The 20,364-nt window shown below is 70.5% G+C and carries 19 protein-coding genes and 1 pseudogene; 11 read left to right on the top strand and 9 right to left on the bottom strand.

Annotated features, from left to right (window positions below; genetic code table 11):
- Positions 1-10: 10 nt before the first annotated feature.
- Complete coding sequence (locus tag QFZ82_RS06720; protein ID WP_307712255.1) at positions 11-268, bottom strand: hypothetical protein; 258 nt, start codon at positions 266-268, stop codon at positions 11-13.
- A 158-nt stretch (positions 269-426) separates the two neighbouring features.
- On the opposite strand from QFZ82_RS06720, the gene QFZ82_RS06715 reads away from it, so the two are divergent.
- Both QFZ82_RS06715 and QFZ82_RS06710 read left to right on the top strand, forming a co-directional pair.
- A complete protein-coding gene (locus QFZ82_RS06715) occupies positions 427-1,032 on the top strand; it encodes a carbonic anhydrase (RefSeq protein WP_307712254.1) in 606 nt (201 codons plus the stop codon).
- Positions 1,008-1,160: a hypothetical protein gene (locus QFZ82_RS06710; RefSeq protein WP_307712253.1), complete on the top strand. Its 153-nt coding sequence runs from the start codon at positions 1,008-1,010 to the stop codon at positions 1,158-1,160. The genes QFZ82_RS06715 and QFZ82_RS06710 overlap by 25 nt, the downstream gene beginning before the upstream one ends.
- Before the next feature lie 357 nt (positions 1,161-1,517).
- Here QFZ82_RS06710 and QFZ82_RS06705 read toward each other — a convergent pair whose 3' ends face one another.
- The gene (locus QFZ82_RS06705) at positions 1,518-2,519 is read right to left on the bottom strand and encodes a helix-turn-helix transcriptional regulator (RefSeq protein ID WP_307712252.1); all 1,002 of its coding nucleotides are present in this window, start codon (positions 2,517-2,519) and stop codon (positions 1,518-1,520) included.
- Positions 2,520-2,579: 60 nt separating this feature from the next.
- Here QFZ82_RS06705 and QFZ82_RS06700 point away from each other — a divergent pair, with 60 nt between their 5' ends.
- On the top strand, positions 2,580-3,830 hold the full coding sequence (locus QFZ82_RS06700; protein WP_307712251.1) for an MFS transporter: 1,251 nt from the start codon (positions 2,580-2,582) through the stop codon (positions 3,828-3,830).
- A 61-nt stretch (positions 3,831-3,891) separates the two neighbouring features.
- On the opposite strand, the gene QFZ82_RS06695 is transcribed toward QFZ82_RS06700, so the two are convergent.
- The 4 genes and pseudogenes from QFZ82_RS06695 to QFZ82_RS06680 all read right to left on the bottom strand — a co-directional run bounded on the left by QFZ82_RS06695 (position 3,892) and on the right by QFZ82_RS06680 (position 7,301).
- Positions 3,892-4,224, bottom strand: coding sequence for a hypothetical protein (locus QFZ82_RS06695; protein ID WP_307712250.1), 333 nt, complete (start codon positions 4,222-4,224; stop codon positions 3,892-3,894).
- Positions 4,225-4,428: 204 nt separating this feature from the next.
- Positions 4,429-4,780, bottom strand: a pseudogene (locus tag QFZ82_RS06690) (transposase); the annotation flags it as partial.
- Positions 4,781-5,356: 576 nt separating this feature from the next.
- Complete coding sequence (locus QFZ82_RS06685; protein ID WP_307712249.1) at positions 5,357-6,580, bottom strand: cation:proton antiporter; 1,224 nt, start codon at positions 6,578-6,580, stop codon at positions 5,357-5,359.
- Between the two features lie 232 nt (positions 6,581-6,812).
- Complete coding sequence (locus QFZ82_RS06680) at positions 6,813-7,301, bottom strand: aldehyde dehydrogenase family protein (protein ID WP_307712248.1); 489 nt, start codon at positions 7,299-7,301, stop codon at positions 6,813-6,815.
- Between the two features lie 24 nt (positions 7,302-7,325).
- On the opposite strand from QFZ82_RS06680, the gene QFZ82_RS06675 reads away from it, so the two are divergent.
- The 3 genes from QFZ82_RS06675 to QFZ82_RS06665 all read left to right on the top strand — a co-directional run bounded on the left by QFZ82_RS06675 (position 7,326) and on the right by QFZ82_RS06665 (position 10,620).
- Positions 7,326-7,592 (top strand): hypothetical protein, encoded by a 267-nt coding sequence (locus tag QFZ82_RS06675; protein ID WP_307712247.1) that lies wholly within the window; start codon positions 7,326-7,328, stop codon positions 7,590-7,592.
- 278 nt (positions 7,593-7,870) lie between these two features.
- Positions 7,871-8,290: a hypothetical protein gene (locus QFZ82_RS06670; protein ID WP_307712246.1), complete on the top strand. Its 420-nt coding sequence runs from the start codon at positions 7,871-7,873 to the stop codon at positions 8,288-8,290.
- The gene (locus QFZ82_RS06665) at positions 8,287-10,620 is read left to right on the top strand and encodes a tetratricopeptide repeat protein (protein WP_307712245.1); all 2,334 of its coding nucleotides are present in this window, start codon (positions 8,287-8,289) and stop codon (positions 10,618-10,620) included. The genes QFZ82_RS06670 and QFZ82_RS06665 overlap by 4 nt, the downstream gene beginning before the upstream one ends.
- A 352-nt stretch (positions 10,621-10,972) precedes the next feature.
- On the opposite strand, the gene QFZ82_RS06660 is transcribed toward QFZ82_RS06665, so the two are convergent.
- The 3 genes from QFZ82_RS06660 to QFZ82_RS06650 all read right to left on the bottom strand — a co-directional run bounded on the left by QFZ82_RS06660 (position 10,973) and on the right by QFZ82_RS06650 (position 14,495).
- Entirely contained in the window at positions 10,973-12,592 is a 1,620-nt protein-coding gene (locus QFZ82_RS06660) for a cation acetate symporter (RefSeq protein ID WP_307712244.1), read from the bottom strand.
- A complete protein-coding gene (locus QFZ82_RS06655; protein WP_307712243.1) occupies positions 12,592-12,861 on the bottom strand; it encodes a hypothetical protein in 270 nt (89 codons plus the stop codon). Before QFZ82_RS06655 ends, QFZ82_RS06660 begins: the two co-directional genes overlap by 1 nt.
- A 332-nt stretch (positions 12,862-13,193) precedes the next feature.
- Positions 13,194-14,495 carry a CdaR family transcriptional regulator gene (locus QFZ82_RS06650; protein WP_307712242.1) on the bottom strand — a complete coding sequence of 434 codons (1,302 nt, stop codon included), beginning with the start codon at positions 14,493-14,495 and terminating at the stop codon, positions 13,194-13,196.
- Positions 14,496-14,850: 355 nt separating this feature from the next.
- On the opposite strand from QFZ82_RS06650, the gene QFZ82_RS06645 reads away from it, so the two are divergent.
- From QFZ82_RS06645 to QFZ82_RS06625, 5 genes are read left to right on the top strand one after another with little or no spacing between them, the layout of a single operon-like run.
- The gene (locus QFZ82_RS06645; RefSeq protein WP_307712241.1) at positions 14,851-15,714 is read left to right on the top strand and encodes an ABC transporter ATP-binding protein; all 864 of its coding nucleotides are present in this window, start codon (positions 14,851-14,853) and stop codon (positions 15,712-15,714) included.
- Positions 15,711-16,739: an ABC transporter ATP-binding protein gene (locus QFZ82_RS06640; protein ID WP_307712240.1), complete on the top strand. Its 1,029-nt coding sequence runs from the start codon at positions 15,711-15,713 to the stop codon at positions 16,737-16,739. Before QFZ82_RS06645 ends, QFZ82_RS06640 begins: the two co-directional genes overlap by 4 nt.
- Positions 16,736-17,626 carry a branched-chain amino acid ABC transporter permease gene (locus QFZ82_RS06635; RefSeq protein ID WP_307712239.1) on the top strand — a complete coding sequence of 297 codons (891 nt, stop codon included), beginning with the start codon at positions 16,736-16,738 and terminating at the stop codon, positions 17,624-17,626. The genes QFZ82_RS06640 and QFZ82_RS06635 overlap by 4 nt, the downstream gene beginning before the upstream one ends.
- On the top strand, positions 17,619-18,875 hold the full coding sequence (locus QFZ82_RS06630) for a branched-chain amino acid ABC transporter permease (RefSeq protein ID WP_373429243.1): 1,257 nt from the start codon (positions 17,619-17,621) through the stop codon (positions 18,873-18,875). Before QFZ82_RS06635 ends, QFZ82_RS06630 begins: the two co-directional genes overlap by 8 nt.
- A complete protein-coding gene (locus tag QFZ82_RS06625) occupies positions 18,872-20,128 on the top strand; it encodes an ABC transporter substrate-binding protein (protein ID WP_307712238.1) in 1,257 nt (418 codons plus the stop codon). The genes QFZ82_RS06630 and QFZ82_RS06625 overlap by 4 nt, the downstream gene beginning before the upstream one ends.
- The last annotated feature ends 236 nt before the right edge of the window (positions 20,129-20,364 follow it).

Here is a 20,364-nt window from a genome sequence, read left to right as displayed (position 1 = left end):
CGCCGTGCGGTCAACGAGCCGAGCGGGGAACGCAGTTCACGGTCCCCGTCCGCGCGCCCGACGCGGCGATCAGCTCGACGAGTACGGGGTAGCCGGACAGGACGCGCTCGGCGCCGCCGCGCTCGAAGGACAGCTGCTCGACAACCTGCTTCCACCCTCCGCCCTCCTCGTTCCGGCAGGCACCCCGGATCGGGTCGAGGTTGATGTTCACGAGAACGGACAGCACCCGGCTGTCGGCTCTCCGGTCGGGCAGGGCCGGTCTCGGCATGAGGGCTCCACGCTGCCCCCCCGAGCCGGTTCTGTGGGCCGTCTGCGGCAATGTGGCCCGCGCCCGCTTGCGCCTGCTGCCAGGCGCCCACACCACGCTGAACAATTGGCCTGGTCAAACGCAGGGACGTGCTTGAGCGACATCGAGGGGAGCGACCGATGGACAGAGCCCGACGTCCGGATCGTAGAGCGCTGCTTGTCGGCGGACTTATGGGCGCCACGGTCGCGCTTGCGGGGTGCTCATCGATGAGGGCCGCCTCGTCTGCGACCGGCGCTTCGCCGGAAGTGCGGCCCACCACGCCCGCCGCGGCTTTTGCGAGGCTGATGGAAGGCAACAAGCGCTGGGTGAGCGGAGACCTTCAACACCCCGACCGGGATCCGAACCGGCGTCAGCTCGTGGCCCAGGAGCAGGAGCCTTTCGGGGCGGTCCTCTCGTGTATCGACTCTCGAGTGCCGCCTGAACTCCTCTTCGATACCGGCCTCGGTGACCTTTATGTGATGCGCACGGGTGGCGAGGCTGTCGGCCCGGTGGTCACTGGTTCTGTCGAGTACGGGCCCATGACGAGTGGCACCCCCCTCATCGTGGTCCTCGGGCATCAGCGTTGCGGCGCCGTCAAGGCGGCGTACACGTCACTTCGTGAGGGCAAACCGCTGCCCGGCAACCTGCAGGCGATCGTCAGGCCCTGCAGCCGGCGTACGAGCAGGCAGTCCGGGAGGGTGGCGCCGACCCGGTCGAGACCATGGCCCGCGCCCAGGTCGGATTGACCGCGGCCGAACTGCGCTCCAACCAGGACCTGGCCCCACTCGTGGGAAAGGGTGCCCTTGCCGTGGTCGGCGCCTACTACTCGCTCGACACCGGCAAGGTGGAAGTTCTGGCCGGCGCGCCCTCCTGACCGGTCGGACGAGTCGAACGGGCGACGCCCGGCTGCGGCGGCCGAGTGCCTGGCGAACCGCTGTCGAAGTGCTGTCCGTTCCTCGTGGACAAAGCCAGCGGGCGGTGCCGTGGGTGCAGCGCAGTATTTGCATGGCCCTCGGCGGCACATGGCTGCTGCTCGTCCAGGCCCCTGGTCAGCCTTTCCCTGACGACGTCGAGCGCTGTGCTGCGTGAACACCTCATGATGCGAGGTCCGCCGGCCTGCTGGCAGATGGATCGCCGCCTCAGCGATCCCGGCGCATGCGGCTCGCCTTTCCCACCCCCGCCCCCTGATCACGCGCGACCCCGCAGCCCAGCGATGAAGGCCCCGTGGACGCTAGGAGTCCTGCGCCCGCACCAGCACGTCGCCGGCGACCGTGCGGTAGTAGAGCACGGACCGCCCCGCACGGCGGCGGCCGACCAGCCCGGCGTCCAGGAGCACTTTGAGGTGCCGGCCCACCGAGCCGAGGCCCTGGCCCGTCATCGCCACCAGATGCGTCGTGCTCATCGGGCTGTCCAGGAACACCAGCACACTCGCACGCCCGGCACCGAGCAGCCTGGCCAGCGCCTCGGGAGCAGCGGCCCGCTCCGGCTCCGCCAGGGTGCCCGAACACGGATACACCACGGCGTTGCGGTGCACCGCGCCGTGGGAGTCCGGCCGGTCCGTGGATATCCATCCCCTGCGCGGCGTGACCGGGACGAGCAGCAGCTGTGATCCCATCAGTTGCCGGGGCGGGAAGGCGCGGGTGTTGATCTGCAGCCGGTTGTCGCCCAGCCACCGCATCTGCGGATGCATGTCGTCCAGTGCCGCTGCCCAGCCCGCCCGGCTCAGCTGGCCCGTACGCGCGATGACGTCGGCCTCGATGACACGCCGCCGCCGCGGCCAGTCGGGCGCCACGGTCTCCCGCCACACCCACTCCAAAAGGCCGGCGATGCGCTCCGGGAGATCGGGGCGCAGCAACGGGCCCGGCAACGGTCCGCGGTGAGCTATCTCGAGGTCGGTGCGGGCGGTGTCGGCCGGCGTCTCGCGTATCCGTGCCAGCTCGTCGTGGAACTCGGCACCGCCCCGTGCCTCACCCTCCCGGGACGGCACCGGTGTCAGGAAGTCGGCGATCCACCGGTGCCTGCCCAGCGCGACGGGCACCAGCAGAGCGGTGACCGGATCGGCGGCCAGCCGTTCCCGGTAGGCGGATCTGTGACTGTCCAGCCAGCGGCTTTCGCCGGGATGCGCGGGGGATTCCTTTTCCAGGACCATCAGGCTCGCTGTCGTCTCGCACAGCGGCGACACGACGAACCGGCTGCTCGCGAGCGTATCCGCGTCGACCTCCCACCAGCCCAATGGTTTCGCCTCCCCGCGAAACATTAACTCCGCGCCCGAAGGTCTGGCGACACTCCGTCCATGCGCACCTACCAAGAGCTCTTCAAAGCCCCGGAGTTCACCCCGCTGCTCGCGGCCTTTGCCGCACACGTGGCGGCTCAGACGGTGAGCAGAACGGCGCTCGGGACGCTCGTCTACGACGCGACGGGCTCACCGCTCCTTACCGCCCTCAGCATGTTCGGCCCGTTGCTGGCGCAGATGATCGGCGCGACTTTCCTGCTGTCGGCGACGGACCGCCTGCCACCGCGCGCCGCAACCATCGGCCTGGCGCTCTTCTTCGCCGTGGCCACCACCGCCCTGGCTCTGCCCGACCTGTCCATGGGGGCGATCTTCGCGATCCTGTCGGTACAGGGCATGCTCGGCTCCCTCGGCGGCGGAGTGCGCTACGGACTGCTCACCGAGATCCTCCCCGCACAGGGCTACCTGCTCGGCCGTTCGGTGCTCAACATGTGCGCGGGAAGCCTGCAGATCTGCGGTTACGCCGTCGGCGCCGTCCTCGTCAACGTCCTGACGCCGCGCGGGGCCCTGCTCACCGGTGCCGCCCTTTTCCTCGTCGCCGCGGCCGTCGCCCGCCTCGGTCTCGCGAGACGGCCGCCGCGCGCACAGGGCCGTCCGTCCGCGAGCGAGACCTGGCGGACCAACACACGCCTGTGGGCGGCGAAACCGCGGCGCCGCGTGTACCTCGCCCTGTGGGTGCCCAACGGACTCGTCGTCGGCTGCGAGTCCCTCTTCGTCTCCTACGCACCACGCCACGCGGGGCTTCTGTTCGCCTCCGCCGCGGTGGGCATGCTGGCCGGGGACACCCTGACCGGCCGCTTCCTGCCCAGGCACTGGCGCGAAAGACTCGGTGCCCCGCCACTGCTGCTTTTGCTTGCCGCCCCATATCTGATCTTCGCCCTGCACCCGGCGATGCCCCTGGCGCTCGCCGCAGTGACCGTGGCGGCGACAGGCTTCTCGGCCAACCTGCTGCTCCAGGAACGCCTGATGTCCCTCGTCCCGAGCGAGCTGAGGGGTCACGCCCTCGGACTGCACCACTCGGGGATGTTCACCCTGCAGGGCATCGCCGCGGCGGTCGCAGGCGGCATCGCGCAGCTCACCTCACCCGGAACCGCCATGACCGTGATGGCCGTCGCCTCTGCGGCGGTCACCCTCGCCCTCACACCCGGTCTCCGGCGCATGCGACCGGCGGCCAGAGGCATGCCGGCGGGAGCCGACCCCGACCGCGGGCACACCGACACAGCCAAGGACTTCGGGCCGAGGCACGCGGCCTGAGACCCCCGGACGCGCTATAGGCTTGACACTTGTCGTCCAGCGTCGAGGTCTTGCTTGGACGTCAGTCCCATGCGTTGAAGAGCGCTCCGCCCAATGTGGTGATGCCGTAGTGGCGTACTTCGCGCCACTCGTCCTGGGTTAGGACCGAGGTGTCGATGTCCGCGAGCGGCAGGGTGAGCTGCGCGCGATCAAGCACTACAAACCCCAGGTCGGCGAAGGTATGGGCCCATGGTGGCGGTGCGAGGAACTCCTCGGTGTACCAGTCCCGGCGTTCCTGAGCGAATGCGATCCAGGGGTGGTAGGCGTGACACAGGATGACGCACTCGCCTGTGCCCTCGATGATCGTCGCGGTGTGGAACGTACGGGGGTACGTCTGTTCCTCTGTCTCGCCCACATGGCCTTTGGCTGCCCGGGCGGCTGCATACAGCGCTGCACGGAACGTCCGCTGGTCGGTTTCCGGTAGCGGCCCGTCCTTCGGCTGGAAGAAGCCCGTGGGCCTCGCGGCAGTGTGAACGCTGCGTCCTTGTCTATGGCCATGTGGCTCATTCTGCCGAGGAGAAACCCTGCCGACGTCTCACCTGTGCTCTGAGCTGCTGCTTCATGCAGTTCGCCGAGGCTTCGTCACTCTCTTGTGGTGGGACGGGCGAGTACAGGCCTCGGCAGTGGCGAGGACCCGGCCCACATCGTGACGGATGGCCGGGCGGCTTCTTCGAGCCCGGTGGCCGCCCGGGACCGGGACGCGTCGGTTTGGGTGCACCGGCTGGGGAGCCGGTCTTCGTGCGGATATGCCTGAATCCCCGCCGCACGCGGGCGGGCGTGAGTCTGTTCGGTTCGGCCGGCTTCTCCCAGGGCCGCTGCAGGTCTGCGGCGAGCGGACGGGCGAGCCGGAGCTGGGCATAGGCGGCGATCACCAGCCATGCCCACCGGTCAGCCGCCTCCGGACTGCGAAGCCCCTCCACAGCGCGGAGTTGAGCTTGCGGCCCCCGGCTCGGTGGGGTGGCCGGCTGGGGCCAGCCCGTACCCGAGCCGTGTGGCGTTGTGGAGGGCGGCCGGTCTTCTGGCGCGCCGGCTTCCCACCCGAACCCCCGCCGGGGAGTTGGGCGGTACTCCGGGGCTGCGGGCCGCTGCGCTGCCGGCGCGGCGGCGGGACACGCCACCTCCCACGTAGAGAGCGAGGCCCTGGGCGCGCTCCTGTCGGACCTGTCACCGCTCATGGGGCGGTTGCCGTGGCGGCGCCGTAAGTCATGACGCGGGCCCTTTACGTGACGGCTTTCCCCCGGTAAGTAACTTCCCGCCCTTGCAAGGAGTTTCACGGGGGACTCGTCACCGAGGTGGAGAAGGGACGGTACCGCGCGACGTGATCCCCGGATGGGACGCGGTGATGACGCAACCGGCGGCTTCGGACAGGAATGGCACGCACCGTGCGGCGGCTGCGCCGCCGTTCGGGGCGTGACTGGCGACCGGTGCAGGACAGTCCAGTGGCTGCGGGATTGCCCTGGGCTCCCACCTTCGGTGCGAAGGATCTCTCACGGGCCGGGAGCCGGCGGCGATACCGGCTCTTCGGATTGCGGGTGCCGTGCGAACCAGCGGGCGACAGGTTCCGCGGTCACTCCGTGCAGGATCACGCTGAGCAGGACGGTCGCGGCCGTCACGTTGACGACCAAGGCCGCGTCGTCTTTCGGGAGTTGAACGTAAGCAAGGACGGCGAAGACGATCGAGGTGACACCGCGCGGGCCGAGCCAGCCGACCGCGGCACGTTCGGGACGACTGAACCCGATTCCGGTGAGTGAGGCGACCACTGGGACGAACCGGGCCACGCTGAGCACCAGCACCGCGTAGGCGAGAACCTGGAGGGCGATCCCGTCGGCGAACGCCTCCGCGGCCACAGAGCCGAAGGCGTACCAGGCCGCCAGGGCCAGCAGATGGCTGACGTCATGCACCAGGTCGAGTGAGTCGCCGCCGATCACGAACACGGTGTTCGCGTACCAAAGGCCCGCGACGAACGCCGCGACGAAGCCGTTGCCCCCGACGAGGACGGAGGCCGCGTAGGTCAGGAACGGCAGTGCCAGCCCCGCCAGGCGCAGACCGGCGGCCTTGGCCCACCCGGATTCCAGGGCCCGACGCACCACCCGGGAGGCCAGATACCCGAGGACGGTGCCGGCGATCGCGGCGTACACCGCGCCCTTGAGGGCGTTGAGGAGAAGATCGGCGAAGGAGGCGCCCTCGGCGGAGGCCAGGTTGGCGACGCAGAAGACGAAGAGCGGTGAGATCAGTCCGTCGTTGAAGCCGCCCTCCATGTTGAGCGCGGCGCGGACCCGCAGGGGCACGCGCTCGTCGCGCAGGAACGTCAGGAGCGGGGCGAGGTCCACGGGCATGACGACGAGTGCCGTGACCACGAGCAGCCACCAGCTCGTTCCGGGGAAGACCAGGGCACCGGCCAGTGTGGCGAGGACGAGGGAAGCCGGCAGGGCGAGCCCCAGCAGCCGTCTCTCACCCACCGGGCCCCGCAGCCGGGCGTAGTCCCGCGCCTCGGTGGCGTCGGTGAACAGCATCACGGCGAGGACGAGTTCGATGGTCCGCTCGAAGGTGTGGGTGTCCATGTCGAGCGGCACGACCGGATGGTCACCGCCGCTGAGCAGGATGCCCGCCATGGCGAACGTGATCGGCGCGGTGATGCTCCACCGCGCCAGCCGGTCCGACACGACGGCCCACAGGAACAGCAGGGACAGCAGGACGAGGAGAGCGATCACGGCGACTCGCAGGAGCGGGAGCGACAGACGAAGCCAGAGGTCACATCCTCGCAGGTGAGACGGAGATCCGAGGCCTGGACACCCCAGAGTCTCCCCCCGGCGGGGTGACCTCGCTGCGGATGCCATGGCCGTCGGATACGCCCGGCGTCCGGGTGACTTTTCACTGCCATGCCGGCCGTTGGCGAGCCCCCCGGGGCAGGGTGACATGCTCCAGGTGCCACAGTGACGGTGCTCACGGAGATACTCCGAGGGGCGTTGCGTAGGCCGGCATCGTCGTCGCTGTGGGGGAGTGGACGGGCCGGTGCCCCCGCGCCGCGCTGAACGGCGCGGCGACCACGACAGGGCCGAAGATCTCCTCGCGGACCACGCTCATCCCGGGCCGTACGTCGATGAGGACGGTCGACTCGATGTAGTAGCCCTGCTCGCCGACTCGGTGGCCGCCGGTCAGCGCGCGGGCGCCGTCGGCCAGGACCTGGATGTCGCCGCCGTTGTGCCCGTGCTTTCCGGACCACCGAGGTCGGCGCCGTTCGGCCGGGCCGGGACTGATGCTCCTACAGGTGGTCGAGCGGCGGATGCTGGTGTGAGGAGGCAGTGCTGTGCGACGGTGCCTCGGCTGGCCGGACGTCTCATGCCGTTTGGATTCGCGAGTTCGGCGATCCGCCTCAAGATCGCTTGCTCTCTCCGCAGCCGGCTGGCAGAGTCCGGCGGATGGCCGCGGCATGGCGGCATGTTGGGGAGGGTTGCTGTGGGTGTGGGAATCGGGTTGCTCGTGCTGGGGATGACCGGCGTGGGCTGGGGGGCTATGTTCCTCTTCAACCTGCGTGGCGCAGCAGACAAGGCTGCGGCACGTCGCAATGCTGTGCGGGCTGTGACTGCTGCCCGAACGATGGACCTGGGACTTACGGAGCCGTCGCGGTTCGGCCCCTGGTTCTTCAGGCTCGTGGGAGGCATGACGCTGCCCGGCGGTCTGCTCCTCGGCTTCGTCGGCCTTGTCTTGGCGTTTGCGGAGTGAACCACCGCCGCACGTCAACTGGAGGCTGATTCACCCGCGCGGCGTTCACCGTCGAGCCCGGCCGGAGCCCCTTTGAGGCGTCCCTGGGTCGCCGCACGTCTCTGGCGGATTGACCGTGAGCTGGTCTGCGGGCCGACCGCAGAGCTCCTCTCTGACGGGCGCGAATCCCGAAAAGGGTTATACGGCAGGGCAATTAATGTCATCGTGGGGCCCATTGGCCGGGCGGACCTGGGGAGTGGACGTTGGATCGGTTCGGCAGGTGGGTGATGGCGGTCGCCGTGACCGCAGTCGCTTTCGCCGTGGGCACGTGGATCTGCGGGGTGCTGGCGCTGCCGCCGGTGATGAAGGACCCCTCCGTGCGATGGGCAGTGGCCTGCGGGATGGGAGCGGCGCTGGCAGCACTGGCAGCCATGTGGGGCTACGGTTTCGCCACCGGCGGCGCCGATCCGGGACCGGCCACGGCCGGGTTCGCGAGCGCGTCCGGGACTCGCTCGGTGGCCCTCAGCGGCAGCAGTACCGGCGACATCTCCACCGGCGACACCTACGCACAACCCTCCACCAGGCCACCCTCCCACTCGACGCCACCGCCGGCCGCACCGCCTTCGGCCACCGCCGCCGCCTCAGGCGAGCGCTCGATCGCCATCGGAGGCGACAACCACGGACGTCTGTCCACCGGCGACACCCACGACCAGACATGACGCCCCTGTTCCGCAAGCGGCGTCGTGCGCAGCAAAGCAGGAACCAACTGCCCGCTGCGGGCACCATGCCCTCCGCCAACGCCTCTGGCACACGAGCCATCGCCATCGCCGCACCCGGCGGCTTCTTCGGGATCGCACAGACCGGGGACAACGCCCGGGCGGTCGCGCTGCCGCCCGAGGCACTACGGCCACCAGCCGAGGTCGGCGCCCCGCCCGGACTGGACAACCTCCCCTACCATGGCGTGTTCGTCGGACGCACTGCAGAACTCGACCGACTCGACATGGCGCTCGCTGTGCCCGGCGAGGTGGTGGTGCAGGCGGTGCACGGGCTCGGCGGGATCGGCAAGAGCAGCCTGGCCGCACACTGGGCCGCCACCCGCGCCCGTACCCAGGGCTGCGCGCCGATTCGCTGGATCACCGCCGACAACGCCTCCACTGTCCAGCAGGGGCTGGCCGACCTGGCCACTGCCCTGCAGCCCGCCCTGGCCCAGGCGCTGCCGGTCGAGGAGCTGGCCGAGTTGGCCCTGCAGTGGCTGGCCACCCACACCGGCTGGCTGCTGATCCTGGACAACGTCAACGACCCCAAGGACATCGCACCCCTCCTCGCCCGCGCGACCTCCGGCCGGTTCCTGATCACCAGCCGGCTCGCCGCCGCATGGCACACCGCTGCCACCGTGATCCGCTTGGACGTCCTGGAAGAGGCCGAAGCCCTGGCCCTGCTCACCCGCATCGCCACCGCCGCCGTCGGGCCGCGGGATCTGGACGGCGCCGCCGAACTGTGCACGCAACTCGGGCACTTGCCGCTGGCCGTCGAGCAGGCCGCCGCCTACCTCGCCCAGAGCCCCCTGCTGACTCCCCGCGGCTACCTCGCCCTCCTTGCCCAGTACCCGGCCGACATGTACAAGGCCGGCGGAGCCGGCGTCACCGACACCGAGCGCACCATCGCCCGCATCTGGCGCCTGACCCTGGACCGCATCCACCAGACCCTGCCCCTGGCCACCGACCTCCTCCGCACCCTGGCCTGGTACGCGCCAGACCACATCCCCGCCACATTCCTCAGCGATGCGGCCGACCCGCCCGTCGTCACCAGTGCACTCGGCCTTCTCACCGCCTACAGCATGGCCAGTGCCGATCCCTCCACCGGCACCCTGGCCGTCCACCGCCTCGTTCAAGCCCTCGCCCGCACCTTTGACCCAAACGATCCCCACCGCACCCCCGACCTCATCGAGCAGGCCCGCAACGATGCCACGGCCCACTTACGTGACGCCCTGCCTGCCACTTGGCAGGACCCGGGCACCTGGTCGACGTGGCGTGCCCTGCTCCCACACATCGACGCCCTTACGGACCGGTCGTCCCCCGAGACGGACACCGCCGATACAGCGCTCATCCTCAACGAAGCCGGACTCTTCCTGAACCTTCAGGGCTCTACCGGTCGTGCGATTACACACTTCGAACGCGGTCTGGCCGCAGGGGTGCGGATCCTGGGCGAGGACCACCCTCAAACCCTGACCGTGCGCAACAACCTTGCCCGGGCTTATGAGTTTTCGGGTGATGTGGCCCGCGCCGTCCCCCTGCTCGAGCAGACCCTGCGGGACCGGGCGCGGATTCATGGTGAGGACGACCCGCTCACCCTCTCCTCGCGTAACAACCTCGCCATGGCCTATCAGTCTGCGGGGGATCTTTCGCGCGCCATCCCTCTGTACGAGCAGACCCTGCGGGACCGGGTGCGGATTCATGGCCAAAATCACCCGGATACTCTGATTGCCCGCAACAACCTTGCCTTTGCCTACCGGTCTGCGGGGGATCTTGCCCGCGCCATCCCCCTGCACGAGCACAATCTCGACGATGCGGTGCGGATCCTTGGCAAAGACCACCTGCACACCCTTGTCTTGCAAAACAACCTGGCCGGCGGCTACGAAGCGTTGGGGGACCTGGCTCGGGCCATCCCCCTGTACGAGCGGACCCTGAGGGACCGGGTCCGAGTGCTGGGCGAAGACCACCCGCACACCCTGGCCACCCGCAATGCACTCGCCGACTCCTACGGGGCGGCGGGGGATTTGGGCCGCGCCGTCCCCCTGTACGAGCGGACCCTGAGGGACCGGGTCCGAGTGCTGGGCGAAGACCACCCGCACACCCTGGCCACCCGCAATGACCTCGCCGGCGCCTACCGGTCGGCGGGAGACCTCGGCCGGGCCATCGCGCTGTACGAGCAGACCTTGGCCGCCGTGGTGCGGGTGCTCGGCGAGGACCACCCACTGACGCAATCAGTCCGCCACGCTCGTGATTCTGCTCTCGCCAAGCGTGCTGTCGACGGGCCCAAGCGGATGTGAGTTGCGACCCGGCCGCACGCCGCCGGGGCTGATCACAGCGGGCTACGGCACGTTCTCAGCGTATTCCGGTTGGCCTCCTTACCAGGCACGGCCGGACGGACGCAGCCCGTCCGCAGGGGGCTGAGCCACCTGCGGGGGCGGGGAATCGTGGTGCGGCGCGACTGACCTGACAGCTCGCCGGCAAACCCGCTCGGCCTCCCCGGCCTACCGCGCGACTGACACCGACCGGTGGCTGCGCGGGATGCGGCGCCTGCGCGGAGCGTATCGACGACGTCGCCGCAGGCTGAACGCGGCACGGGGCGGCGGCCGGTGGAGCGTGTGAGGGCGCTCCGCCGGCCGCCGCATTCGTGCGTCAGGCCCTGACGGGCTGCTCCGGCAACGCGGCCGCACGCCGCTGGCCCGTGACGCTCCCCAGCCAGCCGAGCAGGAACGCGACGGGCAGCGACACCAGGGCGACCGTCTGCAGCGGGAACCAGGCGATGTCCCACTCGGGGAACAGTGCCATCGGGCTGCCGGAGAAGACGGGGCTCACGACCTGGAGTCCGATCGCGCAGCCGAGACCTCCGTACAGCGTCCACAGCAGTCCCCTGCGCATGAAGCCGCGCCAGAACAGCGAGTACACCAGCGCCGGGAGCAGGCAGGAGCTCGCCACCGCCAGGGAGATCGTGGACAGGAAGCCCATGTTCCAGCCCTGCACCCACACCGCGAGGCAGATGCTCAGCACCCCGACCGCGGCGGACGCGATACGGGCCGCGGCCACCTCCCGGCCCTCGGTCGTGCGCCCGCGGCGGACGACGTTGGTGACGAGGTCGTGGGCGACCGAGCCTGCGGCTGCCAGCGTCACGCTCGCGACGACTGCCAGCGTGGTGAGGAACACCGCGCAGGAGACCAGCACGACGAGCCATGCCTCGCCCGTCTGCGCCGACGAGCCGCCCGTCAGATCGGCGGTGAGCATGAGCAGGCTGCTGGTGGCCCCGGGGTCGGCGGCGAGGATCTTCGGGGCGCCGATCAGCGCCGCGGCCCCGAATCCAAGCACGGTGGTGAGCAGGCAGATGACACCGACGACGGTGATGGTGTGGCGGACCGTACGGCGTGCCGCGGCGGCGTCGGGCGCGGTGTTGAGCTGGGTGGCGACATGGGGCATGCATGCGACGCCCAGCACCACGGTGATCATCAGACCGATGAAGTCGAGCGTCCCCTCGACCGGGCTGCTGGCGGCGAACCGCAGGCCCGGCCGCATATAGCCCTCGGGTCGGCCGCTGCCCCGCCCGGCGGCCTCGATGAGGGAGTCGAGGCTCCAGTGGAAGCGGTGGAGCAGCACCGCCGCCACGGCCACGGCCATGGCGAGCAGGATCACCGTCTTGATCACCTGGATCGCGATCATGCCGCGCATCCCGCCGAAGGCCGTGGCGCAGACGACGAGGGTGCCGATCATGACGATGGAGGTCTGCTCGGCGCCGGGGCCGGACAGGCCGAGCAGCATGGCGGTGGTCCTGCCCGCACCGGAGAGCTGGACGATCAGATACGGGACGCACGCGCTCAGCGTGACGACGGCGACCGCGATCCTGACCGCGGGCCCCGGGGTCCGCAGGGCGAACGTGTCGCCGATGGTGAAGGTGCCGCGTTCCCGCAGCGGACCGGACAGCAGGAGCAGGACGCCGAGCGACAGCACGGTGCACAGGGCGATGAACAGGCCGTCGAAGCCGAAGACCGCGACGGTTCCCGTCGTGCCGAGCACGGTCGCGGCGGAGAGGTAGACGCCGGTGAGGACGAGGGCGCCCTGGACGGGCCGCAGCCTGCGGCCCGCTGTGTAGAAGTCGTCGACCCGGTCCCGCTCGGGGCCGTTGAGCACGCAGATGAACAGGATCGGGACGATGAAGGCGAGGAAGCCGACGAGAACCCAGGAGCGGGTGCCCGTGTCCAGGTCGAGGGTGCCGGGATCCCCTGCGGCGAGCAGGACCTGAGGAAGCATCAGTGCTCCTCCTCCGCCTCGTACGCGGCCTCCTCGTGGGCGGCGCGGTCGTAACGCGCCGCCGTCCACAACAGGAGCGAGCCCTGGGCGACAAGGGCGACGACGCCGAGGTTGATCTGTCCGGCGACACGGGTGGCCAGCAGGCCCTCTGCGGCGCAGGCAAGCAGGAGATGGACCGCGAAGGTCAGTCCGTTGACGAGCGCGAAGGATCTGCCCGGCCGGTGGGGCCGGGGTCTCTGATGGAACGGATGGGCGTGCTGATGGGCCATGGAACTCTCCGGGCAGGCAGGGATGCGCGCGCATCGCCTCGCTCGGGCGATGCCTGACGAGGGCGTTGCCCCTGATGGCATTGCCCCCTGATGAGGGCTCACCAGAGCACGTACCGACCAGTCAGTCCATGCGCTTCGGGCACCCCGCTGTCCGCTCCCAACGCCGCAGGGGCGCGACTGTGCTGATGCCCATTCGGCCATCCGCGGTAAGGAATCCGGCCATGGTCATACGCGTGCCGGGAGCTGTCCACCGTCGTGAAGCCGTACGCGTGCCAGGTGGCCGTACTCCCGTGCGGACTACGCGTGCCAGACGGGCGTACCGCCGTGCGGCTTCAGCTTTCCGGGTCGGAGTCCCGGGCGTCCCCGCAGCCGAGGACGGCCGCCGGCCCGAGCAGTTGAAGCGTGTCGAAGGCGAGCGTGAGCCGTACGAGATCGCGGGGGCGGGACAGTTCGAGACCCGTGATCTGCTCGAAGCGGCGCAGCCGGTTCAGCACCGTGTTGCGGTGGCACAGCATGTGCCGGGCCGCCTGGACCGCGGAGCCGCCCTTCTCGATCCACACTCCGAGCGTGTCGATCAGCGTTTCGCGGTCGGCGGGCTCCAGGTCGTACAGCGGCCGGAGCACCCGCAGGGCCAGCTCGGCGGACAGGTCAGGCCGTGAGACCAGCAGACCGTCGGGCAGACGGGCGTCGAGCCGGGCGACCTCCCCGTCCGCGCGGCAGGTGCGCAGGGCGAGTCCCGCCATCTCCCGCGCCCGGGTCAGGTTCTCCAGGCCGTGGACGACGGGGCTGATGCCGATGCGCATGCCGGGTCCGGCGTCGAGGGCGGAGGCGAGCGCGTCGAGTGGGCGGTCGCCGAGGTGGGCGACGAGCACATCGCGCTGTGCGCCGACGTGGCGCAGGAGGCGCATGCCACGGATCTCCGGGACGGCGTCGGGTGCACGGCCGAAGGGCGGCGTGGCCCGCAGCTCCGCCACCGCGAAGCGTCCGTCGGGCGGCAGATCGAGGATCGACGCGGCGTCCTGGATGAACGCCGGGTCGTTACGGCTCTCCAGGACGGCCGCGAGGATCAGGCGCACCCGCTCGTTGTGCCGGCTGGCCACGCCCTTGGCGACGTGGCGGTAGGCGTCGGCGAGCAGGACGGCGTCGCGGTCGTTCATCTTCCACACCAGCTCCGCCACGCGCACGAGGTGACGCTGGTCGCCGAGCCCGTCCCGCTCCACGACGCTGATGATCCCGCTCCAGACCTCCGAGCCGGCGACCCGGAAGGCGTGCATCACCTCGTCGAGGGGGCGGCCCTCCTCGGCACGGCGTATGCCGAGCTCACGGGTGTAGCGCTCGATGTCCACGATGCGGCCCGGGTCGAGGGCGGCCTCCAGTCCGAAGCGGATGCCGGTGTCCGCGGACTGCTTGAGGTCGGGCGGCGAGAGGACCGGGTCGGCGTAGTGCGGCACCTCGGTGCGGATCTGGTGCACCACGGAGTCGGTGAAGGAGGTGCCCTGCACAAGAAGCCGCCGGCAGGCCTGGTCGAACAGCTGGAGCGGCGAGGAATCGGCGGCGGCTTGGGGCAGCGTACCGACGGTGGAGACGGGGGTGGCGCGGGGGCGGACCGCGCCACGGACGGAACGGGTGTGCATGGACCCTCCAGACGGACGGGGCGTGCGAGGACACCACGGCGGGTCGCCATGTCTTGTGCTGCGCGGGGCGCAGGTGTGGATGCTCCACCGGTCGGCGATCGGCGTGTGGCGGCGGCGCACCCTTCAAGGAATCCACATGCTAAGCAGTCGGTCATGCCTTCGGGCGAGACCTCCGCCAAATCGTGATGATCCACGCACAGGAGGAGGTACGGATTGTTCCCCCTCACAAGCGGGCCGCGCGCCGGCTGGGAACTGACAGCGACTCGTTCCCAGTCCATGGACGCCCTGCCCCCGCCGTGTTCTCGTAGCGCTCCCGGCCGACGCCCGCTCGGCGAGGAGCAAGGAGAACGCCCTGATGAGCCCACCAGAGACCGAGGCCGGGACCCTCCGGGTCAACGATCTGCACGTCAGCTACGGACAGTCCGTGCAGGCGCTCCACGGTGTGTCGCTGACCGTCCCGCAGGGCCGGATTGTCGCCGTGCTCGGCTCCAACGGCGCGGGCAAGTCCACACTGCTCCGGGCGGTCTCCGGGACCCTCGCGCTGCACCGCGGAACGGTCGACAGCGGCACCGTGCACTTCGACGGCGTACGGCTGAGCGGCGACGCCGCGCGGGCCGTCGCCGCCGGGGTGGTGCAGGTGCCCGAGGGGCGGCGGATCTTCGGCGCCCTGTCCGTGGAGGACAACCTCAGGGCCGGGTTCCTCGGGTCGGCACGCCGCTCGCGCGCCGAGCTGCGAGCCGCGCGCGAGCGTGTCTTCACGCAGTTCCCGGTACTGGCCGAACGCCGGCGGCAGGCTGCCGGGCTGATGTCCGGCGGAGAGCAGCAGATGCTCGCGATGGGCCGCGCGCTGATGGCCGGGCCGAGCCTGCTGCTCCTCGACGAGCCCTCGCTGGGCCTCGCGCCGCTGATGGTCCGGCGCATCGCGGAGATCATCCGCGAGATCAACGCCCAGGGGACCTCGATCCTGCTCGTCGAGCAGAACGCCGCCATGGCGCTGGAACTGTCCGACCGCGCGTCGGTGCTGGACGTGGGCCAGGTGCGGCTGGAGGGGGCCTCGGCCGATCTCGCCGCGGCGGACGAGGTGCGGCGGCTGTATCTGGGCGAGAGCTACGAGACCGGCTGCGGCGCGCCCGACGCCGACGCGCGGTACGCGATGCCCGCGAGCACTCCGTCCGTGACCGGACCGGGACTGACCGAGCTTGGCAGGTGGAACGGATGAGCATCGACGCGACGGCCACCACCCCCGAGGCCGCCACGGCCCCCGGACCGGACACGGGGCCCGACCCGGTCCCGGCCCTCACGGTCGAGAACCTGACCGTGCGCTTCTCCGGCCTCGTCGCCCTCGACGACCTGTCCTTCACGGTCCCGCCCGGCACGATCCACGCCCTCATCGGCCCCAACGGCGCCGGCAAGTCCACCTGCTTCAACGTCATCTCCGGCGTCTACCGAGCCACCGCCGGAAGCGTCCGGTACGCGGGCAAGGACCTCACCCGCCTCGCACCCCACCGCATCGCGCAGCTCGGCGTCGCCCGCACCTTCCAGAACATCGTGCTCACCCACGGGACCGTCGCCGACAACCTCATGCTCGGCCGTCACCGGCTGACCCGGGCGGGCTTCACGGCGAGCGCGCTGCGGCTGCCGCACACCGTGCGCGAGCAGCGCCGCCACCGGGAGCGGGCGGCTGAGATCGCCGACTTCCTGGGGCTCGGCCACGCGTTCGACAAGCCGGTCGGCGGGCTTGCGTACGGCGACCGCAAGCGGGTGGAAATGGCGCGCGCGCTGTGCATGGAGCCGCAGTTGCTGCTGCTCGACGAGCCCGTCGCCGGCATGCACCCGACCGAGCGCTCGGCGATGGCCGAGACGATCGCCCGGGTCCGTGACGCCCTGAACATCTCGATCCTCATCGTCGAGCACGACATGGGCCTGATCATGCGGATCGCCGACTCGGTGACGGTGCTCGACTTCGGCCGGCTCATCGCGGACGGACCGCCCGAGCGCATCCAGAACGACCCGGCGGTCATCAGCGCGTATCTCGGCACCCCGGTCCAGGAAGCAGAGCCGGGTCCAGAGCCCGGCCCGACACGCGAACCAGAACCCGGTCCGGCACCCGATCCAGAGCCCATCGCGGCACCCGAGCCGGTGGAGGAGACCGAACCGGACACCGAGCCGGACCCGGAACCTGCCACGCCCGCCGCCTCGGACCCCGCCAAGGACACCGAGCGCGACTCGGAGGAAGAATCATGATCAAGCTCACTGAAACCGTCCTCAACGGACTCGCGCTCGGCTCCGTCTACGCGCTGATAGCCCTGGGCTTCGTCGTGATCTTCAAGGCGTCCGGCGTCATGAACTTCGCGCACGGCTCCCTGCTGCTCTTCGGCGGCTACGTCACGGCCCGCCTCAACGACGCCATCGGGTTCATCCCCGCCGTGCTCGTCGGCGCCGCGCTCGCCGCGGCACTGGCCGGCCTGGTGCAGCTTCTGGCCACCCGCGGCCTGCGCGGCGCGGAGATCCACACGCTGACGATCCTCACCATCGGCGTGGACGTCCTGCTCAGCACCGAACTCAACCGGCAGGTCGGCGCCGACTACCTCACCATGGGCGACCCCTGGGGCGCCCATGTGACCCGGCTCGGCAGTATCACCGTCGCCGACGCGCGGATGGCGAGCATCGTCGTCGCGGTCGTCGTCATCGCCGCCTTCTTCGCCGCCTTCCGTTGGTCCCGCTGGGGCCTGTCCATGCGGTCCGCGGCCGCCGACCCGGAAGCCGCGGCGCTGATGGGGATACGGCTGGACCGCGTACGCCTCATCGCCTGGTGCATCGCCGGGGCACTGGCCGCCATCGCCGCCGTGTTCCTCGCCGCCTTCCCCGCACCGGGACTCGACCGCACGACCAGTCAGATAGCCCTGAGTGCCTTCCCTGCGGCGATCCTCGGCGGCATGGACTCGGCCGTCGGCGCTCTCGTCGGAAGCCTGGTGATCGGCCTCACGGCGGCGATGGCCGCCGGCTACCAGAACGAACTGAGCGTCCTGGGTGCCGGATTCTCCGATGTGGCCCCCTACCTCGTGATGGTGCTCGTGCTCCTGGTCAGGCCCACCGGTCTCTTCGGATCGAAGGAGCTGACCCGTGTCTGACACCCCCGCCATCACCGAAACCCCCGCCATCACCGAAACCACGGACACCGTGACGGCCTCCGCCGCGGCGCCCCCCGATTCCCCGTCCGCCTCCGGCAGGTGGTCCGGCAAGGTCTCCCCGCGCGGGCGGCGTGCGGCCACCCTCGCCGCAGGCGTGCTGGTCCTGCTGGCCCTGCCCTTCTACGTCACCTCGTTCTGGCTCCAGACGGGCCTGTTCGCCATGGCCGCCGTCATCGGCGCCATCGGGCTGAACCTGCTCTCCGGGACGACCGGACAACTCTCCCTCGGCCACGCCTTCTTCCTCGCCGTCGGCGCGTACGGCTATGTGTGGCTGGCGTCCGAGCCGTCCGGCACCGGCTCCAGCAGCCTGTACGGTCTCGGGCTCCCGCCCGTGCTCGCCTTCGGGCTGGCCACCATCCTCGCCGGTGCGGTGGGCGGCCTGTTCAGCCCCATCTCCGGCCGGCTGCGCGGCATGTACCTGGGCATCGCCACCCTCGCCCTGGTCTTCCTGGGCCACCACATGATGCTCAACGCCCCGCATATCACCGGCGGGTTCAACGGCCGCTCCGTACCGCCGCTGGACATCCTCGGCTTCTCCTTCACCGACACCTCACCCGACGGTCTCACCGTCATCGGCGTCCCCTTCGGCGGGCTGGAGCGCCTGTGGTACGTCGGCCTGGCCCTGGTCGCCGTGGCCTGGCTCGCCGCGCACAACCTCCTGCGCGGGCGCCCCGGCCGCGCACTCGGCGCCGTACGCGACAGCGAGGTCGCCGCGGCCGTCATGGGAGTCCATCTCACCCGCTACCGCGCCTCGGCGTTCATCATCTCCTCGATGTACGCGGGCGCCGCGGGTGCTCTGCTGGCCCTGGTGTTCAAGCGCGTCGTCCCCGACCACTTCGGGCTCCTGCTGTCCATCGACTACCTCGCGATGATCGTCATCGGCGGCCTCGGCTCGGTCGGCGGCGCGGCCTGCGGCGCGGTCTTCGTCGCCCTGATCCCGCACCTGCTCACCAAGTACGCCGACGACCTGCCCCTGCTCACCGCTCCCGGCACCACGGGATCGGGCGTGTCCCCGGGCGACGCGGCCCGCTACCTCTACGGCACCGCGATCGTCCTCGTCCTGATCTTCGCCCCCGGCGGCCTGGCCGGACTGGCCCACAGACGGCCGCGCCGCAAGGGCGACGACTCCCCCCGCACCCGGCGTTTCCCTCTCCGCACCCGCACCACCCCGAAGGAGCACACCCCGTGAGACACACCCGACTTGCCCCGGCCGCAGCCGTCATCGCCGCACTCGCCCTGAGCGCCACGGCCTGCAGCACCAAGAGCGGTACCGACGCGAACAACGCCGGCAGCGACGGCATCAAGACCGGCCCCGGAGTGACGGAGAAGACCATCACCCTGGGCGCGCTGACCGACCTCACGGGCCCGTACGCCTCTCTCGGCAAGAGCATCGTCAACGCCCAGCAACTGTACGCCGACCAGCTCAACGCCTCCGGCGGCATCTGCGGCCGGACCGTCAAGATCACGGTCAAGGACCACGGCTACGACGTGCAGAAGGCCGTGTCCGCGTTCACGGAGACCGAGCCGAACGTGGCCGCGGTGTCCCAGATGGTCGGCTCTCCCGTGGTGTCCTCGCTCGAACAGGAGCTGGAGTCCAAGCACGTGCTCACGTTCCCGATGGCCTGGGCCTCCACCCTGCTGGGCCGCGAGTACGTCCAGGTGGTGGGCTCCACCTACGACGTCGACATGATCAATGGCGTCGACTTCGTGGTCCGCACGGCCAAGCTGAAGGCGGGCGACAAGATCGGCCACGTCTACTTCGAGGGTGAGTACGGCGAGAACGCGCTCGCCGGTGCCACCCACGCGGCGAAGAAGGCGAAGCTGAAGGTCGTCGGGCAGAAGATCAAGCCCACCGACCAGGACCTGACCGCCCAGGTCACCGCGCTCAAGCAGGCCGGCGTCAAGGCGATTCTGATCAGCGCCGGCCCGCGCCAGACGGCCGCCCTGGTCGGCACCGCGGCCGCTGCGGGCTTCGCCGTCCCGGTCCTCACCAACTCGCCGGGCTTCGCCCCGCAGCTGATGGCGACCCCGGTCGGACCCGCCCTGGAGAAGATGCTCCACGTGGTGAGCCCCGCCCCGGCGTTCAGCGCCGACAACCCCGCGATGAAGAAGCTCGCCGACGACTACAAGGCGAAGTACCCGAAGGATCTGCTCGACGCCGGTGTGGTCAGCGGCTGGTACGCGATCAGTGTCCTCGCCGAAGACCTGAAGGCGGCCTGCAAGGCGAAGGACCTGACCCGCGAGGGCATAGCGGCGGCCCACCGCAAGCAGTCCAAGCTCACGGTGCTCGGCGTGCCCCTGAACTTCTCGGACCGCGCCAAGCCCGCGACGTACCAGTCCTTCATCCACAAGCCGGCGAAGACGGCCCTCGGCGGCCTCGTGAACGTCGAACCGGCCCACGAGGTCCCCGCGGCGAAGACCTACAGCCTGCCCAACGGCTGAGCCGCCCCGACGGTCCGGATGCTGACCGGCAGGTCAGCATCCGGACCCGGAAGAAGGCCCCTTCCGGTCCCTCGGCTCCCCCTGATTCAGGGGGCCGAGGGCCGGACTCCCCGCGCCGGGGCGGGTGATGGAGCCGAAGAGGTGGGGGCGCATGCGTTCGGTCAGACGCCGATGCCGGGTACCTCCCACATGGGGCGCCGGAGTGTTGCATGGCCTGGGTGGCCGTAGCCGAGCCG

Source organism: Streptomyces sp. V4I23 (genome assembly GCF_030817975.1).
Taxonomy (GTDB): Bacteria; Actinomycetota; Actinomycetes; order Streptomycetales; family Streptomycetaceae; genus Streptomyces.
The sequence above is the reverse complement of the archived record's forward strand: the minus strand, read 5'-3'. Positions and strand labels throughout refer to the sequence as shown.